The organism is Nocardia sp. NPDC050713, assembly GCF_040654315.1.
Lineage (GTDB): Bacteria > Actinomycetota > Actinomycetes > Mycobacteriales > Mycobacteriaceae > Nocardia.
Genome location: NZ_JBFAHS010000007.1, coordinates 66,525 through 79,660 on the forward strand (window position 1 = coordinate 66,525; position 13,136 = coordinate 79,660).

10 protein-coding genes are annotated in these 13,136 nt (G+C 70.5%); 8 read left to right on the forward strand and 2 right to left on the reverse strand.

The features are described 5' to 3' along the window. Window positions 1-98: 98 nt before the first annotated feature. Genes AB0H49_RS15470 through AB0H49_RS15505 form a run of 8 tightly spaced genes read left to right on the forward strand, consistent with a single transcriptional unit; the run spans window position 99 to window position 11,765 of the window. The gene (locus tag AB0H49_RS15470) at window positions 99-2,819 is read left to right on the forward strand and encodes a phosphoenolpyruvate synthase (RefSeq protein WP_357251682.1); all 2,721 of its coding nucleotides are present in this window, start codon (window positions 99-101) and stop codon (window positions 2,817-2,819) included. Then, a complete protein-coding gene (locus tag AB0H49_RS15475) occupies window positions 2,809-6,948 on the forward strand; it encodes an AMP-binding protein (RefSeq protein ID WP_357251685.1) in 4,140 nt (1,379 codons plus the stop codon). The genes AB0H49_RS15470 and AB0H49_RS15475 overlap by 11 nt, the downstream gene beginning before the upstream one ends. Beyond that, entirely contained in the window at window positions 6,945-7,214 is a 270-nt protein-coding gene (locus tag AB0H49_RS15480) for an acyl carrier protein (protein ID WP_355000835.1), read from the forward strand. Before AB0H49_RS15475 ends, AB0H49_RS15480 begins: the two co-directional genes overlap by 4 nt. After that, on the forward strand, window positions 7,207-8,298 hold the full coding sequence (locus tag AB0H49_RS15485) for an SDR family oxidoreductase (protein WP_357251688.1): 1,092 nt from the start codon (window positions 7,207-7,209) through the stop codon (window positions 8,296-8,298). Before AB0H49_RS15480 ends, AB0H49_RS15485 begins: the two co-directional genes overlap by 8 nt. Then, on the forward strand, window positions 8,295-9,221 hold the full coding sequence (locus AB0H49_RS15490) for a nucleoside-diphosphate kinase (protein WP_357251690.1): 927 nt from the start codon (window positions 8,295-8,297) through the stop codon (window positions 9,219-9,221). Before AB0H49_RS15485 ends, AB0H49_RS15490 begins: the two co-directional genes overlap by 4 nt. Continuing rightward, window positions 9,218-10,204 carry a ScbA/BarX family gamma-butyrolactone biosynthesis protein gene (locus tag AB0H49_RS15495; RefSeq protein ID WP_355000832.1) on the forward strand — a complete coding sequence of 329 codons (987 nt, stop codon included), beginning with the start codon at window positions 9,218-9,220 and terminating at the stop codon, window positions 10,202-10,204. The genes AB0H49_RS15490 and AB0H49_RS15495 overlap by 4 nt, the downstream gene beginning before the upstream one ends. Beyond that, complete coding sequence (locus AB0H49_RS15500) at window positions 10,201-10,836, forward strand: nitroreductase family protein (RefSeq protein WP_357251694.1); 636 nt, start codon at window positions 10,201-10,203, stop codon at window positions 10,834-10,836. The genes AB0H49_RS15495 and AB0H49_RS15500 overlap by 4 nt, the downstream gene beginning before the upstream one ends. Before the next feature lie 8 nt (window positions 10,837-10,844). Continuing rightward, window positions 10,845-11,765, forward strand: a complete 921-nt coding sequence (locus AB0H49_RS15505; protein WP_357251697.1) for a hypothetical protein — start codon at window positions 10,845-10,847, stop codon at window positions 11,763-11,765. A gap of 4 nt (window positions 11,766-11,769) precedes the next feature. Here AB0H49_RS15505 and AB0H49_RS15510 read toward each other — a convergent pair whose 3' ends face one another. Both AB0H49_RS15510 and AB0H49_RS15515 read right to left on the reverse strand, forming a co-directional pair. Further along, a complete protein-coding gene (locus tag AB0H49_RS15510) occupies window positions 11,770-11,940 on the reverse strand; it encodes a hypothetical protein (RefSeq protein WP_355000829.1) in 171 nt (56 codons plus the stop codon). Window positions 11,941-11,970: 30 nt separating this feature from the next. After that, the gene (locus tag AB0H49_RS15515; protein ID WP_357251700.1) at window positions 11,971-13,053 is read right to left on the reverse strand and encodes a methyltransferase; all 1,083 of its coding nucleotides are present in this window, start codon (window positions 13,051-13,053) and stop codon (window positions 11,971-11,973) included. Window positions 13,054-13,136 lie beyond the last annotated feature (83 nt).

Genomic DNA, 13,136 nt, shown 5'->3' on the forward strand with positions numbered 1-13,136 from the left:
CGGATATACCCAGACGAACCCTTGGTTCTCGCGCGGCTGTACGCGGGCCTGGAGTGCCCGGCTCCGACGCGTCGATCAGGGGCGATGGGAGAGATGCCGTGCAGGTACTCGGGACGTGGGACCAACCGGCGACGATCGCCGCGCTGGCGGGCGGCAAGGCGCGCGGCCTGCACGTCGTGCACAACGGAGGCTTCCGTGTTCCCGAGTGGGTCGCGCTCGGCACCGACGCGTTCGAGCGCTTCCTCGCCGAACACGGGTTGGCCGAGCGAGTTTCCGCGTTGGCTATGGCGGACGATCCGGACCGGGCGCTGGCGCTTGCCGCCGACCTGCGCGCCGCTATCGAAGCCGCTCCGTTGCCCGCTGACCTGCGAGAACTCGTCGCCGACGGTTACGAACGGATCGGCGGCGGTCCGATCGCCGTGCGCTCCTCGACGGTCGTGGAGGACGGCGCCGAGCACTCCTACGCGGGACAGTTCGACTCCTTCCTCAACGTCAACGGCGTCGCGGCGGTCACCGACCGCGTGCGGGACTGCTGGGCCTCGGCGTTCTCCGAGCGGTCGATACGGTACGCCTTCGCGCGGTCGCGCCCGGTCGGCGGCGCGCCGGGCGTTGTGCTGCAACGGCTGATAGCCGCGCGGGCCAGCGGCGTGCTGTTCACCGCCGATCCCCGTACCGGTGCGTCCGATCGACTGGTGATCAGCGCGGTGTACGGGCTCGGTGAGGGGCTGGTGTCGGGCGCGGTGGACGCGGACACCGTCACCGTCGACAAGGCGACCGGCGTCGTGCTCGACACGATCGTCGGCGACAAGGACAGCAGCTACCACCCCGCCGCGGCGCAGGGCTGCGAGGTCGGCGAGGTAGCGGCGGCGCTGCGTGAACGGGCCGTGCTAGCCGACGACGAGATCGCCGAACTGGTCGATCTCGGTCGCAAGATCGAAATCGTCTGCGGCGCATCGCAAGACATCGAGTGGGCGCTGGACGACGTGGGACTGTGGATACTTCAGTCTCGCCCGATCACCACCGAGCCCGCACCGCCCGAGGCGGCGGACGCGTCGTTGCGCGGGGCGGGTGAGACGCTCGCGCCCGGCGAACTGCGAATCTGGGACAACTCCAACATCATCGAGAGTTTCAGCGGCATCACCTCCCCGCTGACGTACACCACCGCGGTGGGCATCTATGGTCGCGTGTACCGCGGCTACGCCGCCTCGCTGCGCGTGCCACCGGCCCAGCTGCGTCAGACCGACGCGTGGACTCCGGTGCTGCTCGGCTGGTTTCACGGCCGCGTGTACTACAACCTGCTGCACTGGTACCGGATGGTGGGCATCGCGCCGGGCTATCCGCTCAACCGCCGGGTGCTGGAGGCCGCGCTCGGCGTCGCCGAGCCGCTCCCCGACGACATCGCGAAGACATTGCGGCCCTTCACCTTCCGCAACCCCCTGGCCCGGCTGCGGTCCCGCGCGGTGACCACGGCCACCTACCTGCGGCGGCTGTTCGGCATCGACGCGATGGTCGAGGATTTCCTCGCCGACTTCTACCGCGTCTACGACGAGTACGACGGACTCGACTACACGTCGCTCTCCGGCGAACAGGCCTATGCCGCCTACCGCACGGTCGATCGCGATCTCGTCGAACGCTGGGGCCCGCTGATGGTGCTCGACGCGATCCTGCTGACCTGCACCGGCCTGCTCTACGCATTGACCAAGGCGCTGCTGCCGAACGCGCCGGAGTGGTTCCTGTACGCGGTCGTCGGTCCCGGCGCCGACGTCGAATCGGCCGAGCCCGCCCGGGCGATGACCGCGCTCGCCAAGACCGTGCGGGCGGATGCGGAGCTGACGGCGCTGGTGCACGCGACCGCGCCGGACCGGCTGTACGACGCCCTCGCCGACCATCCGAAGTTCCGCGCCGAGGTCGACGCCTACCTGGACAGCTACGGCTATCGCAGCCTGGACGAACTGAAGCTGGAGACGCCGGACCTGCGCGAGGACCCGTCGGGTCTGTTCATCATGCTGCGCAGCGCGCTCGGGCGGGTGCACGAGCAGGAAGCGCCATCCGACCGGCGCGACGAGGCCGAGGCCTACCTCGACGCCCACCTGCGCGGCCCGCGCCGTCGCGTCTACGAACGTCTGCGCGCCAAGGTATCTCGGTGCGCCGCGCACCGCGAGCGCCTGCGGTTCTGCCGCACCAGGGCCTTCGGCATGGTGAAGCGGATGATCCGGGCGATGGGCCGGGACCTCGTTCAGCGCGGCGTGCTCGACGAATTCGCCGACGTGTTCTATCTGACCGTTGACGAACTGCGCGGCTGCTACGAGGGCGCCGACACCGAGCCGCTGCGCGCGCTGGTCGCCGCGCGCAAGGCGCAGCGCGCCGCCGACGCCGATCTGGTCGCGCCCGCCCGGTTCGTCACCCGGGGCGGGACGTTCGGGCGCGCGGAACTGGCCGCGCAGGGCTGGGTGCCGGTCGGCGAGACGCCCGCGGCGACCGTCGGCACCGTGCTCGGCGGTACACCGTCGGCGGCGGGGATCGTGGAGGGCGAGGCGGTGGTCGTGAGCGAGCCGAACGATGTCGCGGGCGGCATCCTAGTGGCCTACCGCACCGACCCGGGGTGGGTCGCGGCGCTGCCCTCGGCTTCCGCGCTGGTGATCGAACGCGGTAGCCCGCTCACGCACGTGGCGATCGTGGCCCGCGAGCTCGGCGTGCCGACGGTCGTTCAGGTCAAGGACGTCACGAAGAAAATACGGACCAGTATGCGAATTCGGGTGGACGGAACGGCCGGAACGGTTACTGTGCTGTCCGAAGGAGTTGACCGCGATGGCACCTGACAAAGACGTTGCGGCCGTGCGAGATTGGCTCCTGCGCCCGGCGCGGGAGACCGGCATTCACCTGGCCGCCGAGGTCGACGGCTGGGAGTTCCGCAGCTATCGGGAACTGGCCGAGCAGTCCTGGTCCATCGCCGCGCTGATGCGCGAGCACGGACTCACCGACGGTGCGGGCGCGTGCGTCGTCATGCCCACCGGATTCGCCTGCACCGCGGCGTTCTACGCGGTGTGGGCCTGCGGCGGGGTGTTCACCCCCATCGCGCCGCCGATGTTCGGCGACCTCGACCAGATCGTCGCGCATATCGCCGCGATCCTGACCGCCGCCGCGCCGCGGCTGGTGGTCACCGCACCGGAATTCGAGGATCTGGTACGCCGGGCGGCGGTGGCGGCAGGGCGGCGCGACGAGCCGCTGGTCATCGGCGCCGACATACCGCAGCCACCCGCCGAGCGCGAACTCGGCGCGCCCGCGGATTGCGCACTGCTGCAATTCACCTCCGGCTCGACGGGGACGCCACGGGGTGTGCGGGTCAGCTGGCGCAACCTGGCCAACAACATCGCCATGATCTCCGGACTCATCGATTGGCGCCCCGGCGAGGCCATGGTGTCGTGGTTGCCGCTCTATCACGACATGGGCCTGGTCGGCGCGTTCCTGACGACCGTCACGAACCAGGGCGATCTCTACCTGATGCGGCCGGACCAGTTCGTCCGCGACCCGGCGCGCTGGCTGCGCGCGATGGCCTCGGCCCAGCACTCGCCGTCGCCCTCGTTCGCGCTGGGCTATGTGGCGCACCGGGTCCGACCGGAGGAGATCGCCGATCTGGATCTGTCCGGCTGGCGCACCCTCGCCGTTGGCTCCGAGCCGGTGGAGGTCGCCGACCTTCAGGCGTTCGCCGAGCTCACCGGACCGCGCGGCTTCTCGATGGACGCCTACACGCTGGCCTACGGCTTGGCCGAGGCCACGCTGATGGTGACGTCCTCGGCCCGGCGGCGGCCGATCACCGCGCTGCGCCTGGACACGCCGAACCTGCGCTTCGGTCATCCGGTCGGAGTGCTGGCCGAGGCGCGGCTGGACGACACCCACCGCGTCGACGGCGCGGGCTGGATCACCGGACTCGGCTACTCGACGCCGGAATCGACCGTCCGCGTGGTCGACGAAGATGGGCGCGAGCTGCCCGACGGTGTGCTCGGCGAACTGGTGGTCGTCGGCGACTCCGTCGCCATGGGTTACACCGGTGCCGACGACGGCGGCGCGACCCGAATCGTGGACGGCGAGCTCTACACGGGAGACGCTGGATTCCTGTACCACGACGAGGTTTTCGTGCTCGGCAGAATGGGCTCCAGCCTCAAGGTGCGCGGCCGCTCGGTGTACATGGAAGACGTCGAATCCCGGGTGGCCGGTGAGACCGGCCTGACCAAAGGCAAATTGGCCGCCGTCGCACTCACCGACGTAGGCGCGCCGGGCATCGCGCTGTTCGCCGAAGCACCGCCCGGCGCGTGGATAGCGCAGGCGCGCAAGGTGATACGCGGTGAACTGGGTCCCGCGGCCGCGATCGCCATCGTCACCGGCCCGCGCGGCACCATCCGCCGTACGTCCAGCGGCAAGCCGCGCCGCCGCCATCTGTGGCAGCTGTTCCGGGACGGCGGACTCGTCGGGGTGCAGGTGCACGAGGCGGACGGAACAACCGCGCTGACCGCCGGTTCGCGCACGACGGAGACGGGCGGACAGGCTCTCGGAGGTGCCGAGTTCCGGCCCGCCGCAGCAGCGGACCGCCGGAGACCGGTGGACATGGGCGGCCCTGTCGCGATGCCCGCGCGCGATGGCCGAGGCTCCGGTGACGTGATCTCCTCGGGCGATGGCCCGGTGGTTTCGAGTGCCGACGGGGTGGTTTCCGTCGGCGACGCGGTCGCGCTGGGCGTCCCGCGAAACACGGAGCCGAAACCCGTTGCCGCCGAAGAAGGCCGATCCCCAGGCGCGGACGGCCGATCCCCAGGCGCCCCGCCTGCGGTGGGCGCGGACCGCCGGGAAACGGTTCACTCGGTCGACCCGGTCTCGGAGCCGTCCCGCGTCGGCCTTGGCTCGGAGGGCGACGCGCTGGCCTCGGGTGGGCCGCGAAACACGGTGTCGGGATCCGCTGCGGCCGAAGAAGGCCGATCCGCGGGGGACGGTCAGGGCTCCCGTCCGATGGCGTTGGACGGCTCGCGTCCGATGGCGTTGGACGGTTCGCGATCGACGGCGTCACCCCGCGCCGAGAACGATCGACCGGTGCCGGATACGCCGGTGCCCGCTCTGCCGATCGAGCGTGTGCGCAGACTCCTCGAAGTGTCACTGGAAACCGTTGTGCTCCATTCTGATTCGGCGGTCCTGTTCGAAGGCTCACTGGCCGAGGGCTTCGGTAACGAAGGTTCCGACGTAGACTTCCTTGCCGTCGTCCCCGGCGCCGAAGAACTCCCGACCCTCCCGACGGTCCTGTTCATCGACGGCCGTCGGGTGGAGGTCCGCACCCGCTCGGTGGCCCAGCTGCGCTGCCAGCTCGAGCGGGCGGCGCGAGGCGTTGCCGCCGAGCTGGACGAGGACCTGCTCAACCGCTGCCAGCGCTTCCTGCGCGCCACTGTGGTCCGGCCTGGCGCGGTGGATATCGACGGCTTGCGCGCTCTGCTCCCGCACGACGACTTCCGAACCCTGATGGCAGAGTGGTGGACGGCTCGCGCGGTCCAGGCGCTGCGCTACGCGGTGGCGCTGCGCGCGCTGGGTGCCGCCGACGAGGCGAGCGAGTGGGCCCGCGACGGACTGCTGCAAGCCGTGAAGGCGTGGGCGGCCCGCCGTGGCGAGACCTACCTCGAGACCAAATGGCTGCCGCGCCAACTCGATCGGATCGGCGGCCACGACGTCATCGACCGTTACCGCGAGCTGAGCGATCCCGCAGCGTGGACATTCGAAAGCCCGCAGGGGTTCGACGGCGACGCCTCGACCGAGCCGACGACCAATGGACACCGTCGCGGGAAGCCGTTGGCGGTCCTGGAACCGTTGTCCGACAGAACATCCGGATCATCACCGACACCTTCGCGCCTCGACGCCTCCGCCTTCCTCCCGGATACCCAGGCCCGCCGCTTGGCCGAAGACACCACCTGGCGACAACTCTGGCGACTCGTCGCCGATCTCGGCATCGAGGACACGACTGACGACCCACACCGCATCCTGTTCGCCCGCCGCCCGGCCGTGACGACCTGGACCATCGGCGGCCGCATCCACGTGGTGCGCGACGATCGCGACGTCTTCGCGCTCTCGGACACCGCCGCCCGCGCCTGGCGATCGGTGGTCTTCAAGCACTCCGTGCGAGACGTGCTCGCCCGAGCTCCGCGCGACATCGCCACGGAGCTGGCGGAATTCGTGCGCCTCGGACTCGTCGGCTTGCAGTGGCGGGATGCTGGCCCGATCGAACCCGCGCTCGCCATGTGCAAGCCCGTCGCGCCCTACACGCCGGTGCCGAGCGCGTGCAGTCCCGCGCTCGGTCTGGCCGGCGCGGCTCGCGACGACGCGATCGCGACCCTCGCGCCGCTGCCCGCGCGTCGCTTCACTGAGTGCGCGCTGCACCTGGTCTGGTCGAACATCGTGCTGGAGAACGCCAGGGAAGATCTGGCGGGCGCGGTGAAGAACGGTCAAGGCGGCGTCGCCGACATCGCCGCGCACCGGTTGATCGCCATGGCGGTGCGAGTATTGCTGTCCGCCTTCGGTATCCACCCGCTGCCCGCCGACGTGGCGCCGTCCGCCACGGTCGCGCGACTGCTGCCGCCCGGCGCGTGGCGGCGCGCGGAGGTGCTCGCGCAGCTGGACGCCGCACGCGGGGTGCGGTTCTCGGAACCGCTCGGCCGCGGCGGCGACACCCTCGCCGGACTCGCGGTCCTCGACGACTTCGTCGCCTTGGTGCGCACCGTAGCGGGCGGCGCCGACGCGGCGCTCGTCTTCCCCGCCTCGTTCGACTCGCGTGAGCAGTGGCGGCGCACCCTGGCGATCGGCTACGACTGGCTGCGCCTCGCCGCTTATCTCGACACCGACCTGCCGCTGGACGAAGCCCGCGACCTGCTCACCACCGGTGGCCACCAGCCCCATCTCCGGGAAAGCGAACCGTCATGACCGCCGCCGCCGACACCACCCTCGCCGCCCGGGTGCGGCGCCTCGTCCAGGCCATGGCGCCGGATCCGCCTGCCGACCTGGCCGACGAGCACCGCCTCGTGGAGGATCTGGGCTTCGACTCGCTGCGTCTGATGGAGCTGACCGTGGCGCTCGAGCGGGCATTCGAGCTACCGAGGCAACGGCCGGAGGACCTGGTCGGGATCCGCCGGGTCGGCGAGGTGATCGCGCTGGTCGGCAATGGCATGCGGGGGAGCGATCATGTGTGAGCGCGAGACCGTGCTGGTCACCGGGGCGACCGGACTGGTCGGCGCGGAAGTGGTCGCTCGGTTGTCCGCGGCGAGCAGACCCGTCGCCGCGGTGCTGCACAGCAACGCCGACATCGTGCGCAACGACGGCACGGTGCTGGAGGCGGGCACGCCCGTGGCCGGGGATATCCGCCGCCCCGGATTCGGCCTCTCGGCGCGCGACAGCGAAGATCTCGCCGAGCGGGTCGGCGTGATCGTGCACTGCGCCGCCACCACCGCATTCGACGCCGCCGACGCCGACTACGTCGAACTCAACGTGCGCGGCACCGAGCACGCGATCGCGCTCGCGCTGGCGTGGGATGTGCCGCTGGTGCACGTCAGCACCGCTTATGTGTGCGGCATGCGCGGCGGCACGATCGGCGAAGACGAACTCGATGCTGGTCAGTCGTTCGGAAACCGCTACGAGCGCAGTAAGTTCCGCGCCGAACAGCTCGTGCACGCGGCGGGCGAGCGTGGATTGCGGTGGGCCATCGTGCGGCCCGGCATCGTCACCGGCCACGCGGCCACCGGTGAGATTCGCGAGTACAAGAACCTGTACACCGTCGTGAAGTTGATGGTCGAGGGCAAGTTGCGGACCCTGCCCGGCCGCTACGACGCCACCCTCGCGCTGGCCCCGGTCGACCACGTGGCCGATGTGATCGCCGCGGCTGTCTTGGATTTCGACTCGGCGGACTTCCGCACGCTGCACGCGCTCGGCCGGGACGCGCTCTCGCTGCGCGAGGTGTCCGACGTGCTCGCCGAGTATCCGTCGTTCGAGGTGGCGACCTTCGTTCCGAAATCCACCTTCGCCGAGTCGGATCTGGATCCGGTCGAGCGCGAGTACTACCGCCGGATCGGCGCGCTCTACACCAGCTATTTCGAGCGCCGCCTCGACTTCGACACCACGCGCGCCGAGATACTGCTCGGCCGCCCGTCGCCGCCCACCGGCAAGGACTACCTGCGCCTGCTGCTGGACTACTGCCTGGAATCCGGCTACCTCGGCGTTCCGCTGCCCTCGATCGCTGAAGTCCTGGCCGCCAACGGTTTCGACGGGGCGATCCGATGACGGCGACGCCAGCGGAACAGAGTGGCGCGTCGCTGCACGCGCTGCTGGACCGCCTGACACCCGCCGCCGCGAAGATCGATGCCTACGCGGACGACACCTACGTGCAGGAGGCCGTCGACCAGCTCGAGCGGCTCGGCATCGATCCCGTCGCCTTCGCCAGGCAGCATTCGCTGCTGCTGCTGAAGCCGGACGCGATCGTGGCGCGCGCCGTCGAGCCGACACTGCAATGGTTGCCCGCCAGGGGATTTCGCGTGGTAGCCGCGCACCGGATGCGAGTGAACCGGCACCTGGTGCGCGCGCTGTGGTACTTCGCGTGGAACATCGCCTCGCCGGAACGAAGGCGCCTCGCCGACCTGCTCGTCGACATCTCCGATGTGCTGGTGCTCATCGTGCACGGCGCCGACGACGCGCTGCCGGTGCCGATCCGCCTCACCGAGGCCAAGGGCGCCACCGACCCGCGCAAGCGCAACCCGGGCGAACTGCGCTACGTGCTCGGCAGGCACAACTTCTTGCTGAACCTGGTGCACTCGCCCGACGACCCGGCCGACGTGCTGCGCGAACTGGCCATCTACTTCGACGAAGACACCCGCGCCGACCTGCTCGCGCAGGTGACGGCCGGACTGGATCGCACGGCGGCGGTCAGCGCGTTGGCGGCCGACCTGTACGCGCGGGTCCCGGCCCGCAGCTTCGACCGGGACGACGCGCTGCGCACCGTTCTGGCCGATCTGCGCCGCGCCGGAATCGACGCGGGGGAGGACGCGGACGGCGCGCGGCTGCTGTACTCGGCGTGGGCCGCGGACGCGGAGCTGGATCCCTGGTCGGTCTTGGTGCTCGGGTCTTATGTGCTTCCGATGCGGGTCGGTACGCGGTCGCAGACGCTGCCGCCGGTGGCCGCGCGAGAATGGTTGGAGGGCCGATCGTGACAACACACGCGGCAGTCGAGAAGACCGCCACGCACAACCGCACCATTCCCAGGCAGTTGGCGCACCGCTGCGCGGTCTCGGAGGTGTTCGTCACCTCGCTGGACACCCTCGGGCCCGACGCGTTCCTGGTCGGCGCCCAGCTGCCGCGCATGCACGCCTATTACGGTGACCACGCCGGATCGCTAAGCCTGCGCCACGATCCGCTGCTGGTGATGGAGGCCGCGCGGCAGGCGGCGATCTCGGTCACCCACGAGTTCTACGGTGTGCCGGAGAATATGGCGTTCATCGTGCGAACGTTCAACGGCACCGGCTCGGACACCCCGGCGTGGGAGACCGGTATCGCCCCCGCCGATCTCGTGATGCACGTGCGGGTTCCGCGCAGGCACCGCCGCGGTGAGACGCTCCATGGCCTGGACATGGTGCTGGAGATCTTCTCCGGCGGCGAGGCGATGCTCACCGTCGACGGGTCCTTCTCCTGGACCACGCCGCGGCAGTGGACCGGGTTGCGCGATCAGTTCCGGAAAAGTCTGGGACTCGGCGCTTTCCACGGTGCGTCGGCCCTCGGCGAGCGCGCCGACGCGGCGGCGGTCGGCCGGGAGAACTGGCGCAACGTCGTGATCGCGCCGCCGGACACGGACGGTCGCGTCGCCCGTGCCGCACTGGTCCCCGACCTGTCCCACCCTTTCCTGTTCGATCACCAGCTCGACCACGTGCCGGGCAGCCTGCTGATCGAGGCGTGCAGACAGACCGCGCTGAGCATGGTCCTGCGCGATCTGCCCCGATTGGTCTGCGTGGCAAGCACCTTCGACCGGTTCGTGGAACTGGATCTGCCCGCCGAGTGCGTCGCCGAGATCACCGAACCCGGACTCGACACCACCGTCGTGCACTGCGAGATCCACCAGGCGGGCGCTGTCGCGGCGCGCCTGGATCTCGAATTCGACGTGGACGCTTTGGATTCCGAGACCATCGCCGAATCCCGATGACCGCCGACCCGATGACCGCCGCCGAGCTGCTTCGGACGACCCGCGCGTTCCGCAGACGGCTGGATCTCACCCGCCCCGTCGACCGCGCGGAGCTGCTCGGCTGCCTCGACACCGCCGTGCACGCGCCAAGCGGCACCAACCGACAGCCGTGGCGCTTCCTGGTCGTGCAGGACCAGCGCGCCCGGCAGCAGATCGCGGAGTACTACCGCAAGGGTTTCGCGGCGTACCTGTCCGCTCGCACACCGCGACCCGATCAGCTCGGAGATCTCGCCTCCGGCCGGTATCTGGCCGAGCGTATGCACGAGGTGCCCGCGCTGGTGCTGGTCTGTTCGCTCGGCCGCCCGCCCGCGACCGGTTCGGCCCTGCACCTGGCGAGCTACTACGGCTCCGTCTATCCGGCTGTCTGGAGCTTCCTGCTCGCCCTGCACGAGCGCGGGCTCGGCGGCACCATGACGACCGCTCACCTGGCCTACGAGCGCGAAGTGGCCGACCTGCTCGGGATTCCGTTCGAGGAGGTCGCCCAGGTCGCGCTGGTTCCGGTCGCGCACCTGCGGCCGGGTCCGTCGAAGGCGGCGCCGCGCAGGATGCCCGCCGCCGAGGTCACCGCGTGGGAACGGTGGGGCGGGTTATGAGAAGCGACGTGCGGTCCCCGAGCCCGCTCGGCTCCGCGCGGCGCGTCGCGCGCTTCACCGCCGTCATGTACAAGCCGCACTACCTGCTGTACGGCGTCCTCTTCGTGCTCGCCCTCGAGGGCACGGCCGCCCTTGTGTCCCAACCGGATACACCGTGGCGGCCGGGCTGGGGCACCATCCTGCGCATCGTCGTCGTGGCCTTCGTGCTGCTGTATCTGCGGATGGTCGACGAGCAGAAGGACTTGGACTACGACCGCGTCCACAACCCGGACCGGCCGCTGGTGACCGGCGCGGTGAGCGCGGGCGAACTGCGCGCGGCCATGGGCGTGATCGCGGTGGGGGCGATCGGCGCGAGCCTGGCTCTGTCGGTGTCCTCCGCCGTGGCGATCGCGGCGGTGTTGGCGTACGGGGTGTTCCTGTGGGCCTTGGAGCGGCGCTCGGCCGCGGTGCGCGACGACATTCTGCTCAATCTCGTTGTCACGTACCCGGTTCAGCTGCTGGTGGCCGCGTATGTCCTCGTCTCGGCCAGGGACACCGGGGAGGTCGCCCCCGGATGGCAGACCGCCGCTGTCGTCGCGATCTTCGCGGGCGCGTTCCTGCACTTCGAGTTCGCGCGAAAGACCGCGCGGGAACGGCGTTCGGCGCACCTGTATTCGAATCGGCTGGGCGTCGCGGGCAGTGCAGCCGCGATTCTCGGTTTCGCCGCGCTCGCCGTGGCGGTCGAACTCGCGCTGGTCCAGCCCTGGGAGTTCAGCGGCGCGCGAGCCGCGGTCGCGTGGATACCCCTGGTGCTTTTGCTGATTCCGGCGTACGGAGAGTGGCGGTTCCTGCGATCGGACGAACCCGAGCACCCGGTCCTGCCCGCGGTCGCGTTCGTTCTCGCCCTCTACCTCGCGCTCATCGCGCAGGCATTGCTCTGCGTCACCTGACAGGTCACGCACCGTAGCGCCGGATGAAGTCCTGATCGGGGTCGAAGGCGGGTAGGGCGTGGTCGGATGCGCTCGGGCCGACGTGGATCTCCTCGATGTGTGTGACGGGCTCCGGCGGCAGCTGCCGCCAGTGCGCGCGCGGGTCCTCGGCGCGATCGGCTTCGTCGTGTGCCATGGCGTCCCCTCCTGAAGCGTCACCGCGAGGCTACCGTTCGGCCGGGCACGCTTCGAGGATGTTGTCGGGAGACACCGTCGGAACGATGCGCAGCAGGGTGAATCCGTTGCGCGCCAAAAGATCTCGGTACTCCGACTCGGTGCGCTCGCGTCCGCCCGCGTTGACCAGCATCTCGATGTCGATGTACTTGCCGGGGTGCGGCCGATCGTGTTCGGGCAGTACCAGTTCGACCAGCAACAGCCGGGAGTCCCGAGGCATGGCGGCGCGCAAGGTGCGCAGGATGCGGCCCGCCTCGTCCTCCGGCCAGTCGTGGATGATGTGCTTGAGCAGGTACGCGTCCCCGCCTTCCGGCACGGCCTCGAAGAACGACCCGGCCGTCACGGAGCAGCGATCGGTCACGCCGCGCTCGGCCAGGTACGGCGCGGCGTCCGCGACCACCTCGGGCAGATCGAACAGGACGCCGCGGGAGCGCGGTGCGCGGCGCAGGATCTCGGCGAGCAGACTGCCGTGGCCGCCGCCGATGTCGACGACGGTGTCGTAGCGCGCGAAATCGTGTGCGGCCAAGAGCGGTTCGAGCGCGAGCGTGCTGATGCTGGTCATCGCGTTGTCGAACAGCTCGCCGAGCTCGCGGTCGGTCTGCACGTAGTCGAAGAACGGCATGCCGTTCAGCGCCGGGCCGACCGGCAGGCCGGTGCGCACCGCGTCGGTGAGATGCGACCAGTGCCCGCGGTGCTGGGCGGATCCGAAGAACAGGAACGCGTCGCGCAGCGAGACCGGGGCGTCCCGGCGCAGCGCCCGCGCCTGCGGGGTGAGCCGGTAGGCGCCGTCGCGCCGCCTGGCGAAGATGCCGTGGCTGATCAGCAGTCGCAACAGCCGGTGCAGCGCGTCCTCGTCGGCGCCCACCGCGGCGGCCAGCTCCGCGCCCTGCCGTGGACCGCGGGCGAGCTCGTCGGCGATGCCGAGTTCGGCGGCCGTCGCGATGGCCTGCGCCAGCCAGCCGGAGGTCATCATCTCCATCAGCGCGATATGGCCGGGAACCAGTTTTCGGTGCAGCACCGCCAGCGCGCCGCGAAAGCGATCGACCGCGCGCAGGAGGTGGAGTGGCGGCATCATGGGTCGTCCGGAGGCCATGGGCGGTCCATTCCATCGGTCGGTGGTCGGCACACACTTGTCGAGCAGGGTACGTCGCCTGCCCG

What these genes read in the sequence shown, in the direction of transcription:
- AB0H49_RS15480 (WP_355000835.1), top strand. Translation starts at nt 6,945, where the DNA reads ATGACCGCCGCCGCCGACACCACCCTCGCCGCCCGGGTGCGGCGCCTC.
- AB0H49_RS15515 (WP_357251700.1), bottom strand. Translation starts at nt 13,053, where the DNA reads ATGATGCCGCCACTCCACCTCCTGCGCGCGGTCGATCGCTTTCGCGGC.
- AB0H49_RS15485 (WP_357251688.1), top strand. Translation starts at nt 7,207, where the DNA reads ATGTGTGAGCGCGAGACCGTGCTGGTCACCGGGGCGACCGGACTGGTC.
- AB0H49_RS15500 (WP_357251694.1), top strand. Translation starts at nt 10,201, where the DNA reads ATGACCGCCGACCCGATGACCGCCGCCGAGCTGCTTCGGACGACCCGC.
- AB0H49_RS15510 (WP_355000829.1), bottom strand. Translation starts at nt 11,940, where the DNA reads ATGGCACACGACGAAGCCGATCGCGCCGAGGACCCGCGCGCGCACTGG.
- AB0H49_RS15475 (WP_357251685.1), top strand. Translation starts at nt 2,809, where the DNA reads ATGGCACCTGACAAAGACGTTGCGGCCGTGCGAGATTGGCTCCTGCGC.
- AB0H49_RS15490 (WP_357251690.1), top strand. Translation starts at nt 8,295, where the DNA reads ATGACGGCGACGCCAGCGGAACAGAGTGGCGCGTCGCTGCACGCGCTG.